The 16624-nt window shown below is 66.5% G+C and carries 15 protein-coding genes and 1 tRNA gene; 10 read left to right on the forward strand and 6 right to left on the reverse strand.

Features of this window, described 5'->3' with window-relative positions; genetic code table 11:
* Positions 1-48: 48 nt before the first annotated feature.
* From BW730_RS06915 to BW730_RS20305, 7 genes are all read left to right on the forward strand, one after another.
* A complete protein-coding gene (locus tag BW730_RS06915) occupies positions 49-822 on the forward strand; it encodes a replication-relaxation family protein (protein ID WP_158522508.1) in 774 nt (257 codons plus the stop codon).
* Positions 819-1844 carry a DNA-methyltransferase gene (locus tag BW730_RS06920; protein WP_077685611.1) on the forward strand — a complete coding sequence of 342 codons (1026 nt, stop codon included), beginning with the start codon at positions 819-821 and terminating at the stop codon, positions 1842-1844. The genes BW730_RS06915 and BW730_RS06920 overlap by 4 nt, the downstream gene beginning before the upstream one ends.
* Entirely contained in the window at positions 1841-2479 is a 639-nt protein-coding gene (locus BW730_RS06925; protein ID WP_077685612.1) for an antirestriction protein ArdA, read from the forward strand. Before BW730_RS06920 ends, BW730_RS06925 begins: the two co-directional genes overlap by 4 nt.
* A 144-nt stretch (positions 2480-2623) precedes the next feature.
* On the forward strand, positions 2624-2917 hold the full coding sequence (locus BW730_RS06930) for a DNA-binding protein (protein ID WP_077685613.1): 294 nt from the start codon (positions 2624-2626) through the stop codon (positions 2915-2917).
* Between the two features lie 272 nt (positions 2918-3189).
* The gene (locus tag BW730_RS06935; RefSeq protein WP_077685614.1) at positions 3190-3561 is read left to right on the forward strand and encodes a helix-turn-helix domain-containing protein; all 372 of its coding nucleotides are present in this window, start codon (positions 3190-3192) and stop codon (positions 3559-3561) included.
* 399 nt (positions 3562-3960) lie between these two features.
* On the forward strand, positions 3961-4422 hold the full coding sequence (locus BW730_RS20300; protein WP_226997199.1) for an ImmA/IrrE family metallo-endopeptidase: 462 nt from the start codon (positions 3961-3963) through the stop codon (positions 4420-4422).
* A 3-nt stretch (positions 4423-4425) separates the two neighbouring features.
* Positions 4426-6186 carry a recombinase family protein gene (locus BW730_RS20305; RefSeq protein ID WP_226997200.1) on the forward strand — a complete coding sequence of 587 codons (1761 nt, stop codon included), beginning with the start codon at positions 4426-4428 and terminating at the stop codon, positions 6184-6186.
* Here BW730_RS20305 and BW730_RS06955 read toward each other — a convergent pair.
* The 3 genes from BW730_RS06955 to BW730_RS06965 all read right to left on the reverse strand — a co-directional run bounded on the left by BW730_RS06955 (position 6143) and on the right by BW730_RS06965 (position 8857).
* Positions 6143-6219 (reverse strand) — tRNA-Met (locus BW730_RS06955). The two genes, BW730_RS20305 and BW730_RS06955, sit on opposite strands and share 44 nt — an antisense overlap.
* Before the next feature lie 51 nt (positions 6220-6270).
* Entirely contained in the window at positions 6271-7731 is a 1461-nt protein-coding gene (locus tag BW730_RS06960) for an alanine/glycine:cation symporter family protein (protein WP_077685616.1), read from the reverse strand.
* 124 nt (positions 7732-7855) lie between these two features.
* Entirely contained in the window at positions 7856-8857 is a 1002-nt protein-coding gene (locus BW730_RS06965) for an aldo/keto reductase family protein (protein ID WP_077685617.1), read from the reverse strand.
* A gap of 36 nt (positions 8858-8893) precedes the next feature.
* On the opposite strand from BW730_RS06965, the gene BW730_RS06970 reads away from it, so the two are divergent.
* The 3 genes from BW730_RS06970 to BW730_RS06980 are packed head-to-tail and all read left to right on the forward strand — an operon-like array spanning position 8894 to position 12117.
* A complete protein-coding gene (locus BW730_RS06970; protein ID WP_077685618.1) occupies positions 8894-9472 on the forward strand; it encodes a DUF1349 domain-containing protein in 579 nt (192 codons plus the stop codon).
* Positions 9473-9523: 51 nt separating this feature from the next.
* Entirely contained in the window at positions 9524-10798 is a 1275-nt protein-coding gene (locus BW730_RS06975; protein ID WP_077685619.1) for a M16 family metallopeptidase, read from the forward strand.
* Positions 10795-12117 carry a M16 family metallopeptidase gene (locus BW730_RS06980; RefSeq protein WP_077685620.1) on the forward strand — a complete coding sequence of 441 codons (1323 nt, stop codon included), beginning with the start codon at positions 10795-10797 and terminating at the stop codon, positions 12115-12117. Before BW730_RS06975 ends, BW730_RS06980 begins: the two co-directional genes overlap by 4 nt.
* On the opposite strand, the gene BW730_RS06985 is transcribed toward BW730_RS06980, so the two are convergent.
* Genes BW730_RS06985 through BW730_RS06995 form a run of 3 tightly spaced genes read right to left on the reverse strand, consistent with a single transcriptional unit; the run spans position 12114 to position 16538 of the window.
* The gene (locus BW730_RS06985) at positions 12114-14987 is read right to left on the reverse strand and encodes a UPF0182 family membrane protein (protein WP_077685621.1); all 2874 of its coding nucleotides are present in this window, start codon (positions 14985-14987) and stop codon (positions 12114-12116) included. The genes BW730_RS06980 and BW730_RS06985 overlap by 4 nt on opposite strands.
* On the reverse strand, positions 14987-15502 hold the full coding sequence (locus tag BW730_RS06990) for a PPA1309 family protein (RefSeq protein ID WP_226997118.1): 516 nt from the start codon (positions 15500-15502) through the stop codon (positions 14987-14989). The genes BW730_RS06985 and BW730_RS06990 overlap by 1 nt, the downstream gene beginning before the upstream one ends.
* The gene (locus BW730_RS06995; RefSeq protein WP_158522510.1) at positions 15495-16538 is read right to left on the reverse strand and encodes a YlbL family protein; all 1044 of its coding nucleotides are present in this window, start codon (positions 16536-16538) and stop codon (positions 15495-15497) included. Before BW730_RS06995 ends, BW730_RS06990 begins: the two co-directional genes overlap by 8 nt.
* Between the last annotated feature and the right edge of the window lie 86 nt (positions 16539-16624).

Here is a 16624-nt window from a genome sequence, read left to right on the forward strand (position 1 = left end):
CGTCGGCGTGCCCGGCTGGCGTCCGAGCTGTCTGAGCGGGACCAGCTGGTGCTGTCCCGAATCTGGGAGCACCGCTACCTGACCACCCTCCAAGTGCAGCGATTCTGCTTCACCGGCCACGCTTCTGACGAGTCGGCGGCCCGCACCACCCGGCGTGTGCTTGCCCGGCTGCAGCGCGACCAACTCATTCGGCCACTTACGAGGAGGATCGGAGGCGTCCGTGCCGGTTCCGAGGCACGAGTCTGGCAACTGGCCCCAGCCGGAGCCCGCATCGCCCTACCAGATACCGGCAAGACATGGCGCGCCCACGAACCCTCCGAACGGTTCCTAGCCCACACGCTGGCCGTGGCCGACGTCCACCTCTGCCTCCGAACCGGACTGACCCACGGGCTCGATGTGAGCGTCCAGATCGAACCGCTCAGCTGGCGGCGCTTCAGCGGCATCGGCGGCGAAGCCCGACTCGTCCGACCCGATCTCGCCGCCGCCCTTCAGGGAGCCGACCACCAAGGCAGCTACGAAGACCGCTGGTTCGTCGAGGTGGACATGGGCACTGAGTCCATCCCAACACTGCTCACCAAATGCCGCCTCTACATGGACTACTACCGCTCCGGCATCGAGCAAGACAGCCATGGCAGCTTCCCCCGAGCGCTCTGGGTGATGCACGGACCACGCGCCCGACAGCGGGGCGAGACGCTGACCAGGCGCATCCTGCGCACGCCAAGCCTGGAGCCGCGCCTGTTTAAGATCACCACTCGCGAGGATCTACCGGGCGTCCTCTGGGGCAGTCCCGTCACCAACCCTGAACGAAAGGAGGTTATATGACCGCTACACCACGAAACACCATCCTCACTGGCGATGCCGCCACCCGGCTCGCTGAACTGGAGGACGCCAGCATCGACTGCGTTATCACCAGCCCGCCGTACTTCCGGCTCCGCGACTACCAGAACGCTGGCCAGCTCGGACTGGAGGCCACCGTTGATGCCTGGGTTCATGGACTTCGCCCCGTCTTGCGGCAGCTGGCCAGGGTCCTCGTGCCGACCGGCACCGTCTGGCTCAATCTCGGTGACACCTACAGCACCCACCCTCGCCAAGGCGCACCAGCGAAGAGCCTGCTCCTCGGCCCCGAACGCCTCGCCCTGGCGCTCATCGAGGACGGCTGGACCGTGAGGAACAAGATCATCTGGGCCAAGACCAACCCCATCCCGAGCAGCGTGCCGGACCGGCTGTCCACCACACACGAGGTCATCTATCTGCTTACTCGACACAGGCGCTACTTCTTCGACCTCGACGCCATCCGTCAACCAGCCAAGACTGCACCATCTCGACCACCTCGCCAGCCGCGCCGTCCCGGGCAGGGAGGGGCTGGAGTGCCGAAGCAGTGGCGCGGCCCCAACACCGACTCTGACACCGGTCTCATCGCCATGAAACGCCAAGGCCTGACCAGCCACCCCCTCGGCAAGAACCCCGGCGACGTCTGGCCGATGGCCACCTCCCGCTACAGAGGACAGCACTTTGCCACCTATCCGGAACAACTGGTGGAACGGATGCTGCTCGCCGGAGTACCCGAACAGCGCTGCAGCGTCTGCCGCGCACCACGCACGCGTCCTCTTCGCCGTCTCGGAGCCACCGCTCTCAGACTTGCGCTCCGACCCACCTGTGACTGCCACGGAGGCACCGAGGCCGGCATCGTCCTCGACCCATTCATCGGGTCGGGCACCACTGGCGTCGTCGCCAAACAGCACCACCGGGACTGGCTCGGTATCGAGCTGCATCCAGACTTCGCCGACTGGGCCGAGCAACGCATCGCCGACACACCAACCAACAACCGAAAGGAGGAACCATGACCAACCACGAGAACAACCACCAAGGCACCCCGTCAGCCGGCGAGAGGCCAGACACCTCTCCCGAGGACCATGAACGGCAAGAGCATCCGCACCCACACATCTGGATCGCCTCCCTCGCTGACTACAACAACGGCCGACTCCACGGCGCCTGGGTCGACGCCACCCGGGATCCTGAAGACCTTGAACAAGCTGCCTGGCGCATCCTGGCTGGCAGCCCCGAGCCCGACGCCGAAGAGTGGGTCATCCACGACTACGACGGCTTCGGCCGACTCCAGCTCGGTGAGTACGAGTCCTTCGAGGACCTCTCAGCTGTTGCCAATGGCATTGCCGAACACGGGCCAGCCTTCGTCGCCTGGTCTGAGATCGTCTGGGACGGCGGTGGCCCACTCGACCACGACGTGCTCACCGAGTTCCCCGACTACTACATGGGCCACCACGACAGCCCTGAAGCATGGGCCGAAGCGATGTGCAACGACCTCGGCTACACCCTCGAAGCCGGAGCCCAGCTTCCCGAGGCCATGCAGCCCTACGTCCGCCTCGACTACCAGGCCTTCGCCGAAGACATGCGGCTCAGTGGCGAGGTCTCGTTCACTGAGAGTCCGGAGGGAGGGGTGTGGGTGTTCCGCAGCCTCTGATCCCTCGCACCCGCATGGCTCCTCGGGAGCCAGTAGCCGCACCCTCGAACCATCCATGGTTCGGCGGCTACTCCACCCCGAGGAGGTGGCCGAGCGCTCCCCGCATGGGAGCAGCTGGGGCAAGTCCAGAAAGGAAGGTGTGTCATGAAGACACTCGCCATCCGCCTCGATGACGACGTGCACGCACGTCTGGTCATCCTGGCGAAGCTCGCCGACGTCTCGCTCACCGATGCCATCCGGCAGGCGATCGAGTCCCAGATCCAGGTCATGTCGAGCGACCCGGCCCTCTCCGCCAAGGCAGAAGCCCTGCGCGAAGAGATCGACCGGGAAGCCCGCGAACAGCAAGGCGCACTGTCACTGCTGTTCGGAGCCACCACCGAGGCCGCCCCGGCCAAGGCACCCAGCTCCACGACCACCGCCCGCCCGCGCAAGTCGTAGGGCGAGAGGGGATCACGGCGAGACACGGGTGGGATCGGCTGCCAGCTCATCCGAGCTGACACCGATCCCACCCCACTCATCCATCTCACAACCCAACATTCTGAGGAGCGAGCGGAGAATCAGCTGCAAGAAGTGTGTGGCGTAGCTGTAAAAAGCACAGCATCAAAGAGGCAGTCAATTAACAGATTGGAGCCGCCAACTCTACGTCCCGACGTGTTGTAGAAAATGCCAATCCCGTTTACTTCAGGAAACCCGGATCGTAGAATGAATACATGAACAAAGAACACACCCACGAACCAAGGAAAGGCTCTCCTTCTGCCCGGAATGGTATTCCCGAGAGAGTCCGTCACAAGCCGAGTCTCGGGGAGATACTGCAAGCAGCGCGTGCTGAGACTGGCCTGTCCCTCCAGCAAGTGGCCGAGCAGGTAGGACTCAGCAAGGGAGGCATCTCGCGAGTCGAGCAAGGCAAGATCGTCAAGCCCACCCTCGACACCCTGCTTGCCTTGTCGGAACTCTACGGCACCGACCCGATGCGGCTCATCGAGGCCGCTGGATACAAGCTCAAGAAACCCACGCTGCCTGACTTCAAGCCCTACCTCCGTCAGAAGTACAGGCACCTCCCCAAGACGCTAAAGACGAGCTAGCCGACGCATTCCAGCGCATCACTGAGAAATACGGCGTCAGCCAACAGTCCGGACCAGCCAATGGAGAAGACGAAGCTGAGGATCAGACCTCAACAGAACACCACACTAGAGAACGCAACTCCGAGCACTAACAACCAACCGCTTCATCGAAAGGAGGCAAAGACCATGAATAACAATCATCCACAGCAGCAGAGCATTCTCAAGCGCCTCCGCAGTCTCAGCCCCAGCAGAGCCTGCACCTTCGATGAAGCCCTCGGCCTGGCCGAACGCCAAGCCATCCGCCTCGGCCACATCCTGATGGGCCAGTCCCTCGGCTTCCAGTTCAGTGGCATCACCGACCAGCACATCGCTGAACTGCCGCGCATCACCGTCGTCTACGAGAAACTCCCGGTCAGCGGCATGAGCCACTGGAACGGCCGTGAGTGGATCATCTGCATCAACAAGGACGACCCCGAAGTCCGCAAACGCTTCACGCTCCTCCATGAGTTCAAGCACGTTATCGACCACGGCCGCACTCACCAGCTCTACACCGGAGACCGACGCACCACCCCACACGAACAGGCCGAACGAGCCGCCGACTACTTCGCTGGCTGCGCCCTCGTCCCACGCACTGCTCTCAAGCATGCCTGGGGCAACGGCCTCCAGCACCCAGCCGTCTTGGCAGATCACTTCAGTGTCTCCGAAGCAGCCATCCGCGTGCGCCTCGACCAGACCGGACTGTCCCGGGAAGTAGACCCAGAACCAGAGATCACCCGCCCACGAGCACGCTGCCAGAGGCCGGTGTGGACGCCGAGATGGCAGAAGCAGCGGTTTGTGGTGCAGCGGCCGAACTACAGCGGCGCAAGCGCCAGGAAGGGGTAACACATGACCTACGAACACAAGGCCAGCCAGAATCAGGACGCTACGACAAGGGCGGTCATCTACATCCGCGTCTCGACACGAGATCAGGCCACGCGAGGAGGCGAAGCGGAGGGATTCTCCATCCCTGCTCAGCGTGAGGCCTGCAACCGCAAGGCCAAGGCGCTGGGTGCGCATGTCGTCGAAGAGTTTGTCGATGCGGGGGAGAGTGCGAAGTCTGCAGAACGACCAGAGCTGCAGCGGATGCTGGGCTTCGTCAAGCAGAACGCAGTCCAACTTGTCATCGTCCACAAGGTAGATCGACTGGCTCGCAACCGCATGGATGATGTCCAGATCAACTTCGAGATCCAGAAGGCGGGTGCCAAGCTCGTCTCCTGCTCTGAGAACATCGACGAGACGCCGAGTGGCATGCTCTTGCACGGCATCATGAGCAGCATCGCTGAGTTCTACTCGCAGAACCTCGCCACTGAGTCACGAAAGGGCATGCGCCAGAAGGCCAAGGGAGGCGGCACTCCGGGCAAGGCTCCATTCGGGTACATCAATACTCGGGAGCGCACACGGGACGGCCACGAGCGACGGACGGTCATCGTGGACGCTGACCGGGCGCCATGGGTGCAATGGATGTTTGAGCGGTACGCGACAGGGGAGTGGACGGCAGCGATGATCGCCGAGGAACTGCGCGAGCAGGGAGTCACGGTGCTACCAACGCCGAAGGCTCCCAATCGCCCCATCGCCACTTCGCACGTCGACAAGCTCCTTATGAACCGCTACTACACCGGCGTGGTGACCTTCGAGGGGGTCGAGTATCCGGGCAAGCACGAAGCGCTGGTCAGCGAGGAGTTGTACGCGCGCTGTCAGGCAGTGCGTCGCGGTCGTCGCCAGAGCAAGGAGAAGCCACAGATCAGAACGCACTACTTGAAGGGGAGTGTCTTCTGTGGCCAGTGTGGGGAGCCCTTGACGTATGAGGTCACGCGCAACCGCATGGGCAACTACTACGAGTACTTCTACTGCCTTGGTCGCCAAGCCCGGAAGAACGGCTGCACCTTCGTCGCGATTCAAGCCCACCATCTTGAACAGCTCATCGAGGACCACTGGACGACGGTCGAACTCGACGCGAGCCAGCTGACTCAGGTTCGCCACATTCTCACTGACCACGTCAACGACTCCCTCCACGAACAGCGTGTGGCACGCGAAGCCGCACAGCGGCGTCTGGCGCAGCTCCAGTCGAAGGCGGATAAGCTGATGCAGGCCTACTACGCGGATGCACTGCCAGTCGATCTCCTGAAGGAGGAGCAGGGCAGGATCGCCGTTGAGCGAGGAGTGATTCAGTCCCAGCTGGCTCAGGCCGAGGTGGATGACGAACGCCTCCATGCTGCGCTGGACGTCGCGCTCCAGCACCTTGACAGGGCCCACGGTCGCTACCTCGGCTGTGACGATCCGCAGATCCGGCGTGACCTCAATCAGGCTGTGTTCGAGCGCATCTATATCCAAGATGATGAAGTAGCTGGCTGTGACCTGCGACGGGTCTTCCGTCCGATGCTCGACGAGAATCCTGTCGCTGCACTTCAGGAGGACTCGACACCCGACCGACCATCCGAGCGACCGGGAGTCGTCCGCTACTTCAGTCGGACCTTCCTGCACCGTGAGCGCCCCGGTGGCCTCTTCGCTTGGGAACGAAAAAACCTGCAGCCTTCTCAGGCTGCAGGTTCTAACGTTTCCTTCTTGGTAGCGGGGACAGGATTTGAACCTGTGACCTCTGGGTTATGAGCCCAGCGAGCTACCGAGCTGCTCCACCCCGCGTCGCTCCGACAACTATAGGGGCTTCCACAGTGAGGGGCAAATCGGGGTAGGTCAGCGGCCCTGCTTCGCGCTGGCGGGGCCGGTGACGCTGAGTTCGTCCTCCCAGACCTCGACGCCACGCAGGCCCGGGATGCGGTCCTTCGTGAAGACGGGGTCGCGGCCCTCCTTGCGCTGCGCCGTGTAGTCGCGCAGCAACTTGAAGGCGACGCCGGAGAGCAGCGCGATCGCGATCAGGTTCACGATCGCCATGAAGCCCATCGCCCCGTCCGCGAAGTTCCACACCACGTCAGCGCTCAACACGGAGCCGACGAACACCGCGAGGATCGCGAAGACACGGTAGCCGAGCAGCACACCGCGGTTGCCCGTGATGAACTCGACGTTGGACTCGCCGTAGTAGTAGTTCCCGAGGATCGAACTGAACGCCAGCAGGAAGATGATCACCATCAACACGATGTTGGACCAGCCGCCGAGGGTGCCGGTGACCGCCGTCTGGGTGAGCATGATGCCGCGCTCGGCGGAGGCCAGGTCGGGCACCGAGACAAGCACGATGAACGCGGTGATCGAGCACACCAGGAAGGTGTCGAAGTAGACGCCGAGGCTCTGCACCAGGCCCTGCTTGACGGGGTGCGTGACGGCCGCGCTGGCGCCCGCATTCGGGGCGGACCCCAGGCCCGCCTCGTTGGAGAACATGCCGCGCTTGATGCCGGTCAGCACGATGTAGCCGAACGCGGCCCCGACGACCTGGTTCGGGCCGAACGCCTGGGAGAAGATCGTCGCGAAGACGTGCGGCAACCGGTCGATGTGCATCGCGACGATGACCAGGCCGAGCAGCAGGTACAGCAGTGCCATCAGCGGAACCAGGGTCTGCGTGACCGAGGCAATCCGGCGCACGCCGCCGAAGATCACCAACCCCATCAGGGCCGCGAGAACCGCCCCGATGACCCACGGAAGCCAGGCCAGCGAGGCGTCCTGGAAGCTGCCAGCGACCGTCGCCTGGATGGTGTTGGCCTGCAGCGAACTGAACGCCAGCGGGAAGCAGACGATCAGGATGATGGCGAACAGCACGCCCATCCAGCGGGCGCCGAGGCCGCGCTGCATGTAGTAGGCGGGGCCGCCACGGAAGCCGTCCTCGTCGCGCGTCTTGTACAACTGCGCAAGCGACGACTCGATGAAGGAGGACGCGCCGCCGATGAAGGCCATCAGCCACATCCAGAACACCGCCCCGGGGCCGCCAACGGCGATCGCGGTCCCGACGCCTGCGATGTTGCCGACCCCGACGCGCGATGCGGCGGAGATCGTGAAGGCCTGGAACGACGACACCGACTGCGGCTCCCCGGACTCGGTGGTCGGGGTCCTGTCCAGCAGCGTGCGGAACATCTCGGGAAGCAGCCTCAACTGCACGACGCCGGAGCGGACCGTGAAGTACACCCCAAGCGCGACGACAAGGGGCAACACGATCCAGGTCCACAGCCGGTCGCCCCAGGCGAGCAGCCACTCATTCACAGCGTCCATCGGCCCACTATTGCCATAGATCGGGTCACGCGCCAGACCGCGGGCCCGTGTGCGGGCCTGAGACCGGAGACAGAAGAGGCGTGAGGCCGAACCGTCAACCGGTCCGGCCCCACGCCTCAACGGGTCACGGGCGCGTCTGCGGCGCCCTGGTCAGCGAAGGGTCGCGCACGACGATGTCGCCGAGGGCGTCGTCGATGCGGGTCATCAGCTCGGCGGGGATCTCCACACCGCTCGCCTTCACGTTCTCGGTGATCTGCTCGGGGCGCGAGGCGCCGATGATCGCGGCGGCGACGTTCTTGTTCTGCAGCACCCATGCGACGGCGAGCTGGGCCATCGTCAGGCCGAGTTCGTCGGCGATCGGCCGCAGGTTCTGGACACGGGTAAGCACGTCGTCGTTCATCAGCCGGCTGATCATGTTCTGGCCGCCCTTGGTGTCGGTGGCCCGCGAACCCTCGGGAAGCGGCTGGCCCGGCAGGTACTTGCCCGTCAGGACGCCCTGCGCGACGGGAGACCACACGATCTGCGAGACGCCGACCTCCTCAGAGGCCGGGACGACCTCCTCCTCGATGACGCGCCACAGCGCGGAGTACTGCGGCTGGTTCGAGATGAGCTGGATGTTGAGTTCCTTCGCCAGCTTCGACGCCTCGCGGATCTGCTCGGCGTTCCACTCGGACACGCCGATGTAGAGGGCCTTGCCCTGCCGCACCACGTCCGCGAAGGCGATCATGGTCTCCTCAAGAGGTGTCTCGAGGTCGTAGCGGTGTGCCTGGTACAGGTCGACATAGTCGGTCTGAAGGCGGCGCAGCGAGCCGTTGATGCCCTCCATGATGTGCTTGCGGCTGAGGCCGGCGTCGTTGGCGCCCTTGCGACCAACGGGCCAGTAGACCTTGGTGAAGATCTCGAGCGACTCGCGCGCCTCGCCCTTGAGTGCCTCACCGAGCACCTCCTCGGCGACGGTGTTGGCGTAAACGTCGGCGGTATCGAAGGACGTGATGCCCGCGTCGAGGGCCGCCCGCACGCAGGCCTTGGCCGCGTCGTTCTCGACCTGCGAGCCGTGCGTCAGCCAGTTCCCGTAGGTGATTTCTGTGATCTTGAGACCGGAGTTACCGAGATAGCGATACAACATGAAGCAGAGGCTACCCCCACCCGATACGGTGCACCCATGCAGAGGTTGCCTTGGACCACCGGCCGTTGGACCCACTCCCCCGTCGACGCGTCGCAGGACGGCGACGACCTGGTCGTGACCTGCGCCGAGGGCTCCGACGCGTGGCGCGTCACCTCCTACGGCTTCGTGCACGACAGCGAGCACGCCCTTGTGGCCCCGCTGCCCCAGGACACGGCGATGGAGGTCTGCTTCACCGCCGATTACGACCAGCAGTTCGACCAGGCCGGGCTGTTCGTCGTCGCGGCAGAGGACTGTTGGGCAAAGGCGGGTGTCGAGTTCGCCGACGGCCACCCGCAGGTCGGCGCGGTCGTCACCAACCCGACCTCAGACTGGTCCGTCGCCCCCGTCGACCCGTGGCACGGCCAGAAGGTCCGCGTCCGCGTGTCGCGCTCCGGCGACGCACTGACGGTCCGGGCCGGGCTCGACGGCGAACCGCTGGCCCTGGTGCGCGTCGCGCCCTTCCCGCCCGACGCCGATGCGGAGGCCGGGCCGCTCGCCTGCGCCCCGAGCAGGGCGGGCCTCAGCGTCCGGTTCCACGACTGGTCGATCGGCCCCGCCGACGCGTCGCTGCACTGATCCTTGGCGGGCGGAGGCGGTTCGTCCCCGCACGCGATAGTGTCACGTCACATGACCGAGGCGAGGCTGCACTACGAACTGGCGGGCCACCGACTGGACAACGGCCTCGAGGTGGTCGTCGCGCCCGACCCCGACGCGCCGGGCGTAGCCGTCAACATCTGGGTGGAGGTCGGCTCCGCGGACGAGCACACGGGCAAGACCGGCTTCGCGCACCTCTTTGAGCACCTGATGTTCCAGGGCTCGGCGTCGGTGGCCTCCGGCGAGCACATGGCCACCGTCGAGGCCCTCGGAGGCACCGTCAACGCCACCACCTCCTCGGATCGCACCAATTACTTCGAGACGGTGCCCCGCGGCGCGCTCGACCTGGCGCTCTGGCTGGAGGCCGACCGCTTCTCGACACTTGCGATCACGGAGGAGAACTTCGAGACGCAGCGCCAGGTCGTCAAGGAGGAGAAGCGGCAGCGCTACGACAACCAGCCATACGGCGACCTGCTCGAACTGCTCACCCGGCAACACTTCCAGCCCGAGCATCCCTACGGGCACCTGACGATCGGCTCCATGCAGGACCTCGACGACGCCTCGCTCGGCGACGTGTCGTCCTTCTTCGACTCCTGGTACCCGGCGAGCAACCTCAGGCTGGTGCTGAGCGGACCCGTGACGCCCGATGAGGGCATCGAGTTGACCGAACGCTACTTCGGGGGGCTGCCCAGCACGATCAAGCCGCGCAGGGCGGCGATGCCCGCGGCCAACCCCGCCGATCCGAGCGTCGAGGTGGTGCGCCGGCAGGTGCCGCACTCGCTGACCTACCTGTCGTGGGGTGCACCCGAGGCCGCCTCCGCGCAGTCCTCCGCGCTGAACCTCGCCCTCGCGGTGCTCGCCGACGGCAACGCGTCCCGGCTGCACCGGGCGCTGGTGCGCAACGCCGACATCGCCAACGAGGTGCACAGCGCCCTGCTGCCGAACCGCTCCGCTTCATCGATCTCCACCATCCTGGGGCGCCCCTCCGACGGCGTCAGCATCGAGGCGCTCAACGCGGCGATCCTCGCCGAGGTCGACCGGTTCATCGCCGAGGGCCCCACGGAGGAGGAGGTCGCCCGCGCAGTGGCGCAGTACGAGCGCGACTGGTTGTGGGACCTCGCCACCAGTTCCGGGAGGGCCGACGCCATCAACGAGGCCTGGTTGGTGCACGGCGACCCCGGCTGGGTCAACACGCACCTGGCCGACGTGCTGGCCATCACCCCTGACGACATCAGGGACGCGGCCGCCGCCTGGCTGTCCCCCGGCGCGGCCCACGAACTGCACTACCTCGCGGAAGGCACCCGATGAACCGCCCCGACGTCTCGCTCGCGACCCCGTGGCAGTTCCCCACGCCGACCATCCTGCGACTCCCGAACGGGCTCAGCGTGTGGCACTTCCACCTGCCGGGCCAGCACATCGCCACGTTCGAACTGGTGCTGCCAGCCCCGCTCAGCGACGAACCACTCGAGCGTGAGGGCGTCGCGACCGTCGCGCTGCACGCCATCGACGAGGGCACCGTCGCTCACCCCGCGGGCCGGATCGGCGAACTGCTCGAGGCCAACGGCGCGACCCTGCACGGCGTCGCCAAGTACCGGCACACCACCTTCGGCGGCCAGGCACCGTCCAGGCGGCTCGGGGACGTGCTGCCCCTGTTCACCGAGATCCTGTCCCAACCCGACTACGAGGCCAGGGACGTGGCGCACCACGTCGAGGCGCAGGAGGCGGGCTTCGACTCGACGCTTGCCTCCCCTGGCGGGGCGAACCGGATGGCGCTGCGGCGCGCGCTGTATGGCCTGGAGCACCGCGACGGCCGCCCGGCGGCGGGCACCCCGGCGACGCTGCACGGCATCGGCGTCGACGACGTGCGGGCCTGGCACGCGCGCCACTTCTCCCCCGACGGCGCCACCCTCCTGATCGCGGGCGCCGTCGACCCGGACGTCGTCGTCGAGCGCCTCGCTGCGTGGGAGGCCGACGGTTCTCCCGCCTCGCCCGCCGACACCGCCCCCGTCCAGCCGCGGCGAGTGGTGGTCGTCGACCGTCCAGACGCCGTCCAGGCGACCGTCGCCATGGGGCTCCGCACCGTCACCCGCGACGATCCCCGCTGGCCCGCACTGCGAGTCGCGGGGCACGCCATCGCCGGTGCATTCGCGAGCAGGCTGAACCTCGAACTGCGCGAACGTCTCGGCTACACCTACGGCATCGGCGGCGGCTTCGCCCCTGGCGTCTCCGAGGGGCAGTTCAGCGTCGGCGGAAGCATCCGCACCGAGGTGGCGGGCGACGCCGTGACGCGACTGCTCGACGGGCTCGCCCTTGCGGAGCCGTTCAGCGATGCCGAGGTCGACGACGCGCGCCGCTTCCTGATCGGGGTTGCGCCGCTGGCCAACGAGACCTCAGCCGACATCGTCGCGCAGGCGTCCTCACTGGCCGCGGCCGGCCTCGACCCGGCCTACCTGGCGCGCCACTTCGACGACCTCGCGGTCGTTTCCGCCGCGGACGCGACAACGGCTTACCGCAGCGTCGTGAGCCCCGAGCAGGCATGCGTGGCCGTCACCGGCGATGCGGCCGTGCTCGTCCCCGAGTTGGAGGAACGCGGCCTCACGCCCGAGGTCGTGGACCTGCGGGCTTAGCCCTCGTCGAGCGCCTTCACGGCCTCAGCGACCTTGTCCTGCGCGGCGGAGTTCTTGGCCTGATAGCCGGCCAGGTCGCCCTCCTTGAGGGCGTCGTCAGCGCCCTTGAACAGCACCTCTGCCTCGTCAAGCAGCGACCGGGCCCGCTCGGCTCCGGTCTGGTCGGACGGCGCCGTCGGCTCCGTCGGAACGTCGGTCGTGCCCGGGTCCCCCTCGCCGGTCTGCGCGCCCGCGTCGCCCTGGAACACCTGGTCGAGCGCCGCCTGCAGCGACTCGCCGATGCCCAACTGGTCGCCGAAGCGCACCACGATGAACCGCAGCGCCGGGTATGAACCGGACGTCTTGGCCTGCGTGTAGATCGGCTGGACGTAGAGCAGGCCGCCGCCAAGGGGCAGCGTCAGGAGGTTGCCGTAGATGGCCGACGCGTTGGCGCCCTCACGGTTGAACGGCAGCAACTTCTCCGCGACCGACGGGTTGGTCGAGATGAAGTTGTAGGTCTGGCCGGGGCCGGCGATCTGTTTGGCGTCGGAGAGTTTCAGGACGCGTTTCTTGCCGTAGTCCTTGCTTGTCGCGTCGGAGTTGACGGCCATGTAGACGCTGAGGTTCTCCCTGTCCTTCGGCACGAACACCGTGGTGTTGGCGAAGTGCGGGTTCTCATCCCCCGGCCAGCGGATCGTCAGGAAGTAGGGCGGTTCCTTCTGCTTGTCCGTCGCGCCGCTGACCGGATCGTTGGGGACCTGCCAGATGTCGGTCTGGTGGTACCAGGTGCTCGCGTTCGGCGTGTGGTACCTGCCGAGGATCTCGCGCTGGGCCTTGAACAGGTCCTGCGGGTAGCGCAGGTGCTCCAGCAGTTCCTTGGGGATCTGCTCCTTCGGCGTGATCACGCCGGGGAACACCTTCGTCCACGTCTTGAGGATCGGGTCCTCCTTGTCCCACTCGTAGAGCGAGACGGTGCCGTCGTAGGCGTCCACAACGGCCTTGACGGAGTTGCGCACGTAGTTGACCTGCTGCCCGAGCAGCGTGCGGTCGGTGGCCGTGCGGGAGTCCGAGATCGACTGGGTCCAGTCGACCCGCTGCGAGTTCGGGAACGAGTCGGTGGTGGTGTAGGCGTCGACGATCCACACGACCCGGCCGTTGACGACGCTCGGGTACGGGTCGGAGTCGACCGTCAGCCACGGCGCGGCCTCCTGGATGCGCTGGGTCGGCACCCGGTCGTGCATCAGGCGCGAGTCGGAGTTGACCCGGTCGGAGAGCATCAGGTTGATGTCGCCGAAGCGGATCGCGAACGCCGCCCTCGTCAGCATGTTGCCGACCGGAACGCCGCCCTTGCCCTCGTAGGTGTAGAGCGACTCGGAGCGGCCCTCGCCACCCGAAGGAGTATCCAGTTCGACGGGGGTGGCGCCGTCCGGCGCGCCGACCACAACGTAGTAGTCGCTCTTCTCGCCGAAGTAGATCCGCGGTTCGTGTTCGGCCAGTTCGCCCGTGGTGGGGATGCCTCCGGAGAAGAACACCGGCTCGCCGTTGGCACCGCGCTGGTTGCCGAACGCGGCGACCAGTCCGTAGCCGTGGGTGTAGACGGTGCGACGGTTGTTCCAGTTGTCGCCCGACTCGACCGACTGCAGGTCAAGTTCGCGGACCGCCACGACGGCGTCTGTGGCCTTCCCGTCGATGACATACCTGTCGACGTCTAGCACCTTCGGGAACGTGTAGTAGCCACGCACCTGTTGCAACTGCTCGAAGGTCCGCGGCACGATCGACGGGTCGATCAGGCGGATCGCGGGCAGCGCCTCGGCGTCGGCGCGCAACTGGCCCGCGGTCGCGGTGGTCTTGGCGTCGTAGTCCTCGATCTCCACATCGCTGACGTCGTAGGCGTACTTGGTCGCCTTCATGTTGTTGGCGATGTAGGGAACTTCGCGGTCCTGTTCCTGCGGCGCGACGCGGAAGTTCTGGATCAGCCAGGGGTACAGGCTGGAGAGGATCAGCATCGACACGATCAGCAGAGCGATGCTCGCTGCGGGCACCGACCAGCGGACCCGCCACGCGTTGACGAAGCAGGCGAGCGCGCAGATCACGCAGATCGCGGCCACGATCGCCGTGACGGGAACGCGGGTTGTGTAGTCGGTGTAACCCATGCCGGTGAACAGCGTCGACGGCGTCACGTTGAGCGCGAACCGGTCGAGGACGACCTTCGCGCCGAACAGCAGGATGATGATGCCGAGCGTGATCGAGAGTTGCCGCTGTGCGGGGACGCTCGCGGCCGTGTTGCCGCGGCCGCGAAGCGCCGACGCGTTCAGCGAGCCGGTCAGGAAGTGCACGAACAGGGCCGCGATGCCGCCCGCGATCAGCGCGAACAGCAGGAAGCCGGAGACGAACTGCAGCCACGGCAGCGTGAAGACGTAGAAGGACGCGTCGATGTTGAAGTACGGGTCGCGCTCGCCGAACGGCGTCGCGTGCCACCAGGCCAGGAACGTGTCGGCCTGTCCGAGCGCCGTCAGCCCGGACAGCAGCGCGATGATGAGCGCTGGCACGGCCATCAGCAGCCGCGAGCGCTGGTCGAGCACGTCACGCATCTGGACCAGGAACTCGGAGTCGAGGTTCGCCCGGCGCACCTTCGGCCGGAGCCGGTAGGCGATCACCATGGAGAAGAACATGATCAGGAACATGGCGCCGCCGAAGCCGACGAGCAGCCCGATCTGCGCCGCAAGCCGCGTGGTGAACACCGTCTGGAAGTTGATCGACTTGAACCACAGGTAGTCGGTGGCGACGCGGGAGGCGATCACGGCGGCGATGATCAGCGCGCCGATGATCAGCACGGTCCACAGCAGCGGGGAACGGCGGCGGGGCTCGTCCAGATCCTGGGTGGCGGACATCAGTCTTCGCTCCTGAAGGTGTCGAGCAGTCCCTCGGCGAGCCCGGGGACGAGATCCTCGGCGCCGAGCAGGTCATCTGGGTCGCTGACGAGCCGCGCAAGTCCGTGCTTGGTGCCGTCGCGCAGCACGCCGACGACGACGCGCACGTCGGTCTTCTCCGGGTGCTTCGCGACGAACTCGGCAGCCGCGTCGGGATCCTCGGGAAGATCGGCCTCGAACTTCGGGGGAAGGAACGCGCGCTCCAACGCGATGGCGCAGCCCTCGACCGTGTCCGGCCAGAAGATGGTGTGCAGACGCTCGAACAGGTTGTCGGTGGCGTGGAACTCGTCCTGCTCGATGGCGGTCAGCGCGTCGGGAGCCGTCTCGGGGACGCGCCCACGCAACTGCGGCTCGACCTCGAGCAGCGTGCCGGTCGTGACGAGCGCGAACAGGCGCGCAGGTTGATCCCAGCCAGCCGAGGAGACGTGGCGCTCCACGTCCATGAGACAGGCGATGAGGCGAGACGAGTCAGCCACAGGTGGGAACCTCCGAGGTGTTTCCTTCATTGATGAGTTGGAGCGCCGAGATGGCGTCCTTCAGCGTCCCGACCTTGACCAGCCTCAGGCTGGTCTTGAGGGTGCCGATGTCGGCGCAGTTGCTCTCCGGGACCAGGAAGACGGTCGCGCCGTCGCGTTCTGCTCCCTTGATCTTCTCGCGGACTCCCCCGATGGCGCCGACCTTTCCCTGGGGGTCGATCGTGCCGGTGCCCGCGACGACCTCCTGGCCGATCAGGTTGCCGTCGGTGATCCGGTCGTAGATGCCGAGCGCGAAGATCAGCCCGGCGCTCGGCCCGGTTACCGCGGGGTCGACACCGAAGGTGACCCGCGGAGTGAACCGGTATCCGGTGCCGACGTCGATGCCCGCGACCGCCTTGCCGGGCTCGGAGGCCGACGCGTCGAGCACCACTGGGGCCGAGATCTCCTTGCCCTCCCGCAGCACCGTGAAGATCACCTGGTCGCCCGCGGCGTGGGTGCCGAGCACCGAGGCGACGTCCTTGGCGGAGGAGACCGGCTGGTCGTCGACGCTCACGATCAGGTCGCCCGGTTGCAGCACGTCGCCGCTCGGGCCCGCGAGTGAGACGGACTGGACGCGCGGCATGTCGGTGACGGGGATGACGGCGGCCCGCAACGCCGCGACCGTCGCGTCGGAACGGGAGCTGTCCATCATCGCGACGGCCTCGCTCTCGACCTGTTCCGACGACTTGCCCGGCGGGTAGATGACGTCGCGCGGCATCGCGTCGGAGTCGGCGCCGAGGTGCACGAAGATCGCCTCCGGCAGGCTCAGCGTGGCGTCGACGCGGGTCGTCGAGACCGTCGTCATCAGCAGTTTGCCCGTCGTCGGGAAGGTCGGCGCGTCGGTGACCTCGATGACGGGGGTGTTGTCGGTGGTGGCGAGCACGTCGATGGTCTGGCCCGGTCGCCTGGCCACGTACGGCACCGGGATCAGCACGAGGGATGCGGCAAGTACCGCGAAGAGCAGAGACGAGACGATCGCCATCGCGTTGCGCGACACAGCGGCTCCCTTCTGCTCCCAAGCCTGGGCTCACCCTAGCAAGCGGCGCCAAGACGCCGGCAACGGCGGTGGACCCCTCGCGGGTC

It is taken from the genome of Tessaracoccus aquimaris, from assembly GCF_001997345.1.
GTDB classification, from domain to species: domain Bacteria; phylum Actinomycetota; class Actinomycetes; order Propionibacteriales; family Propionibacteriaceae; genus Arachnia; species Arachnia aquimaris.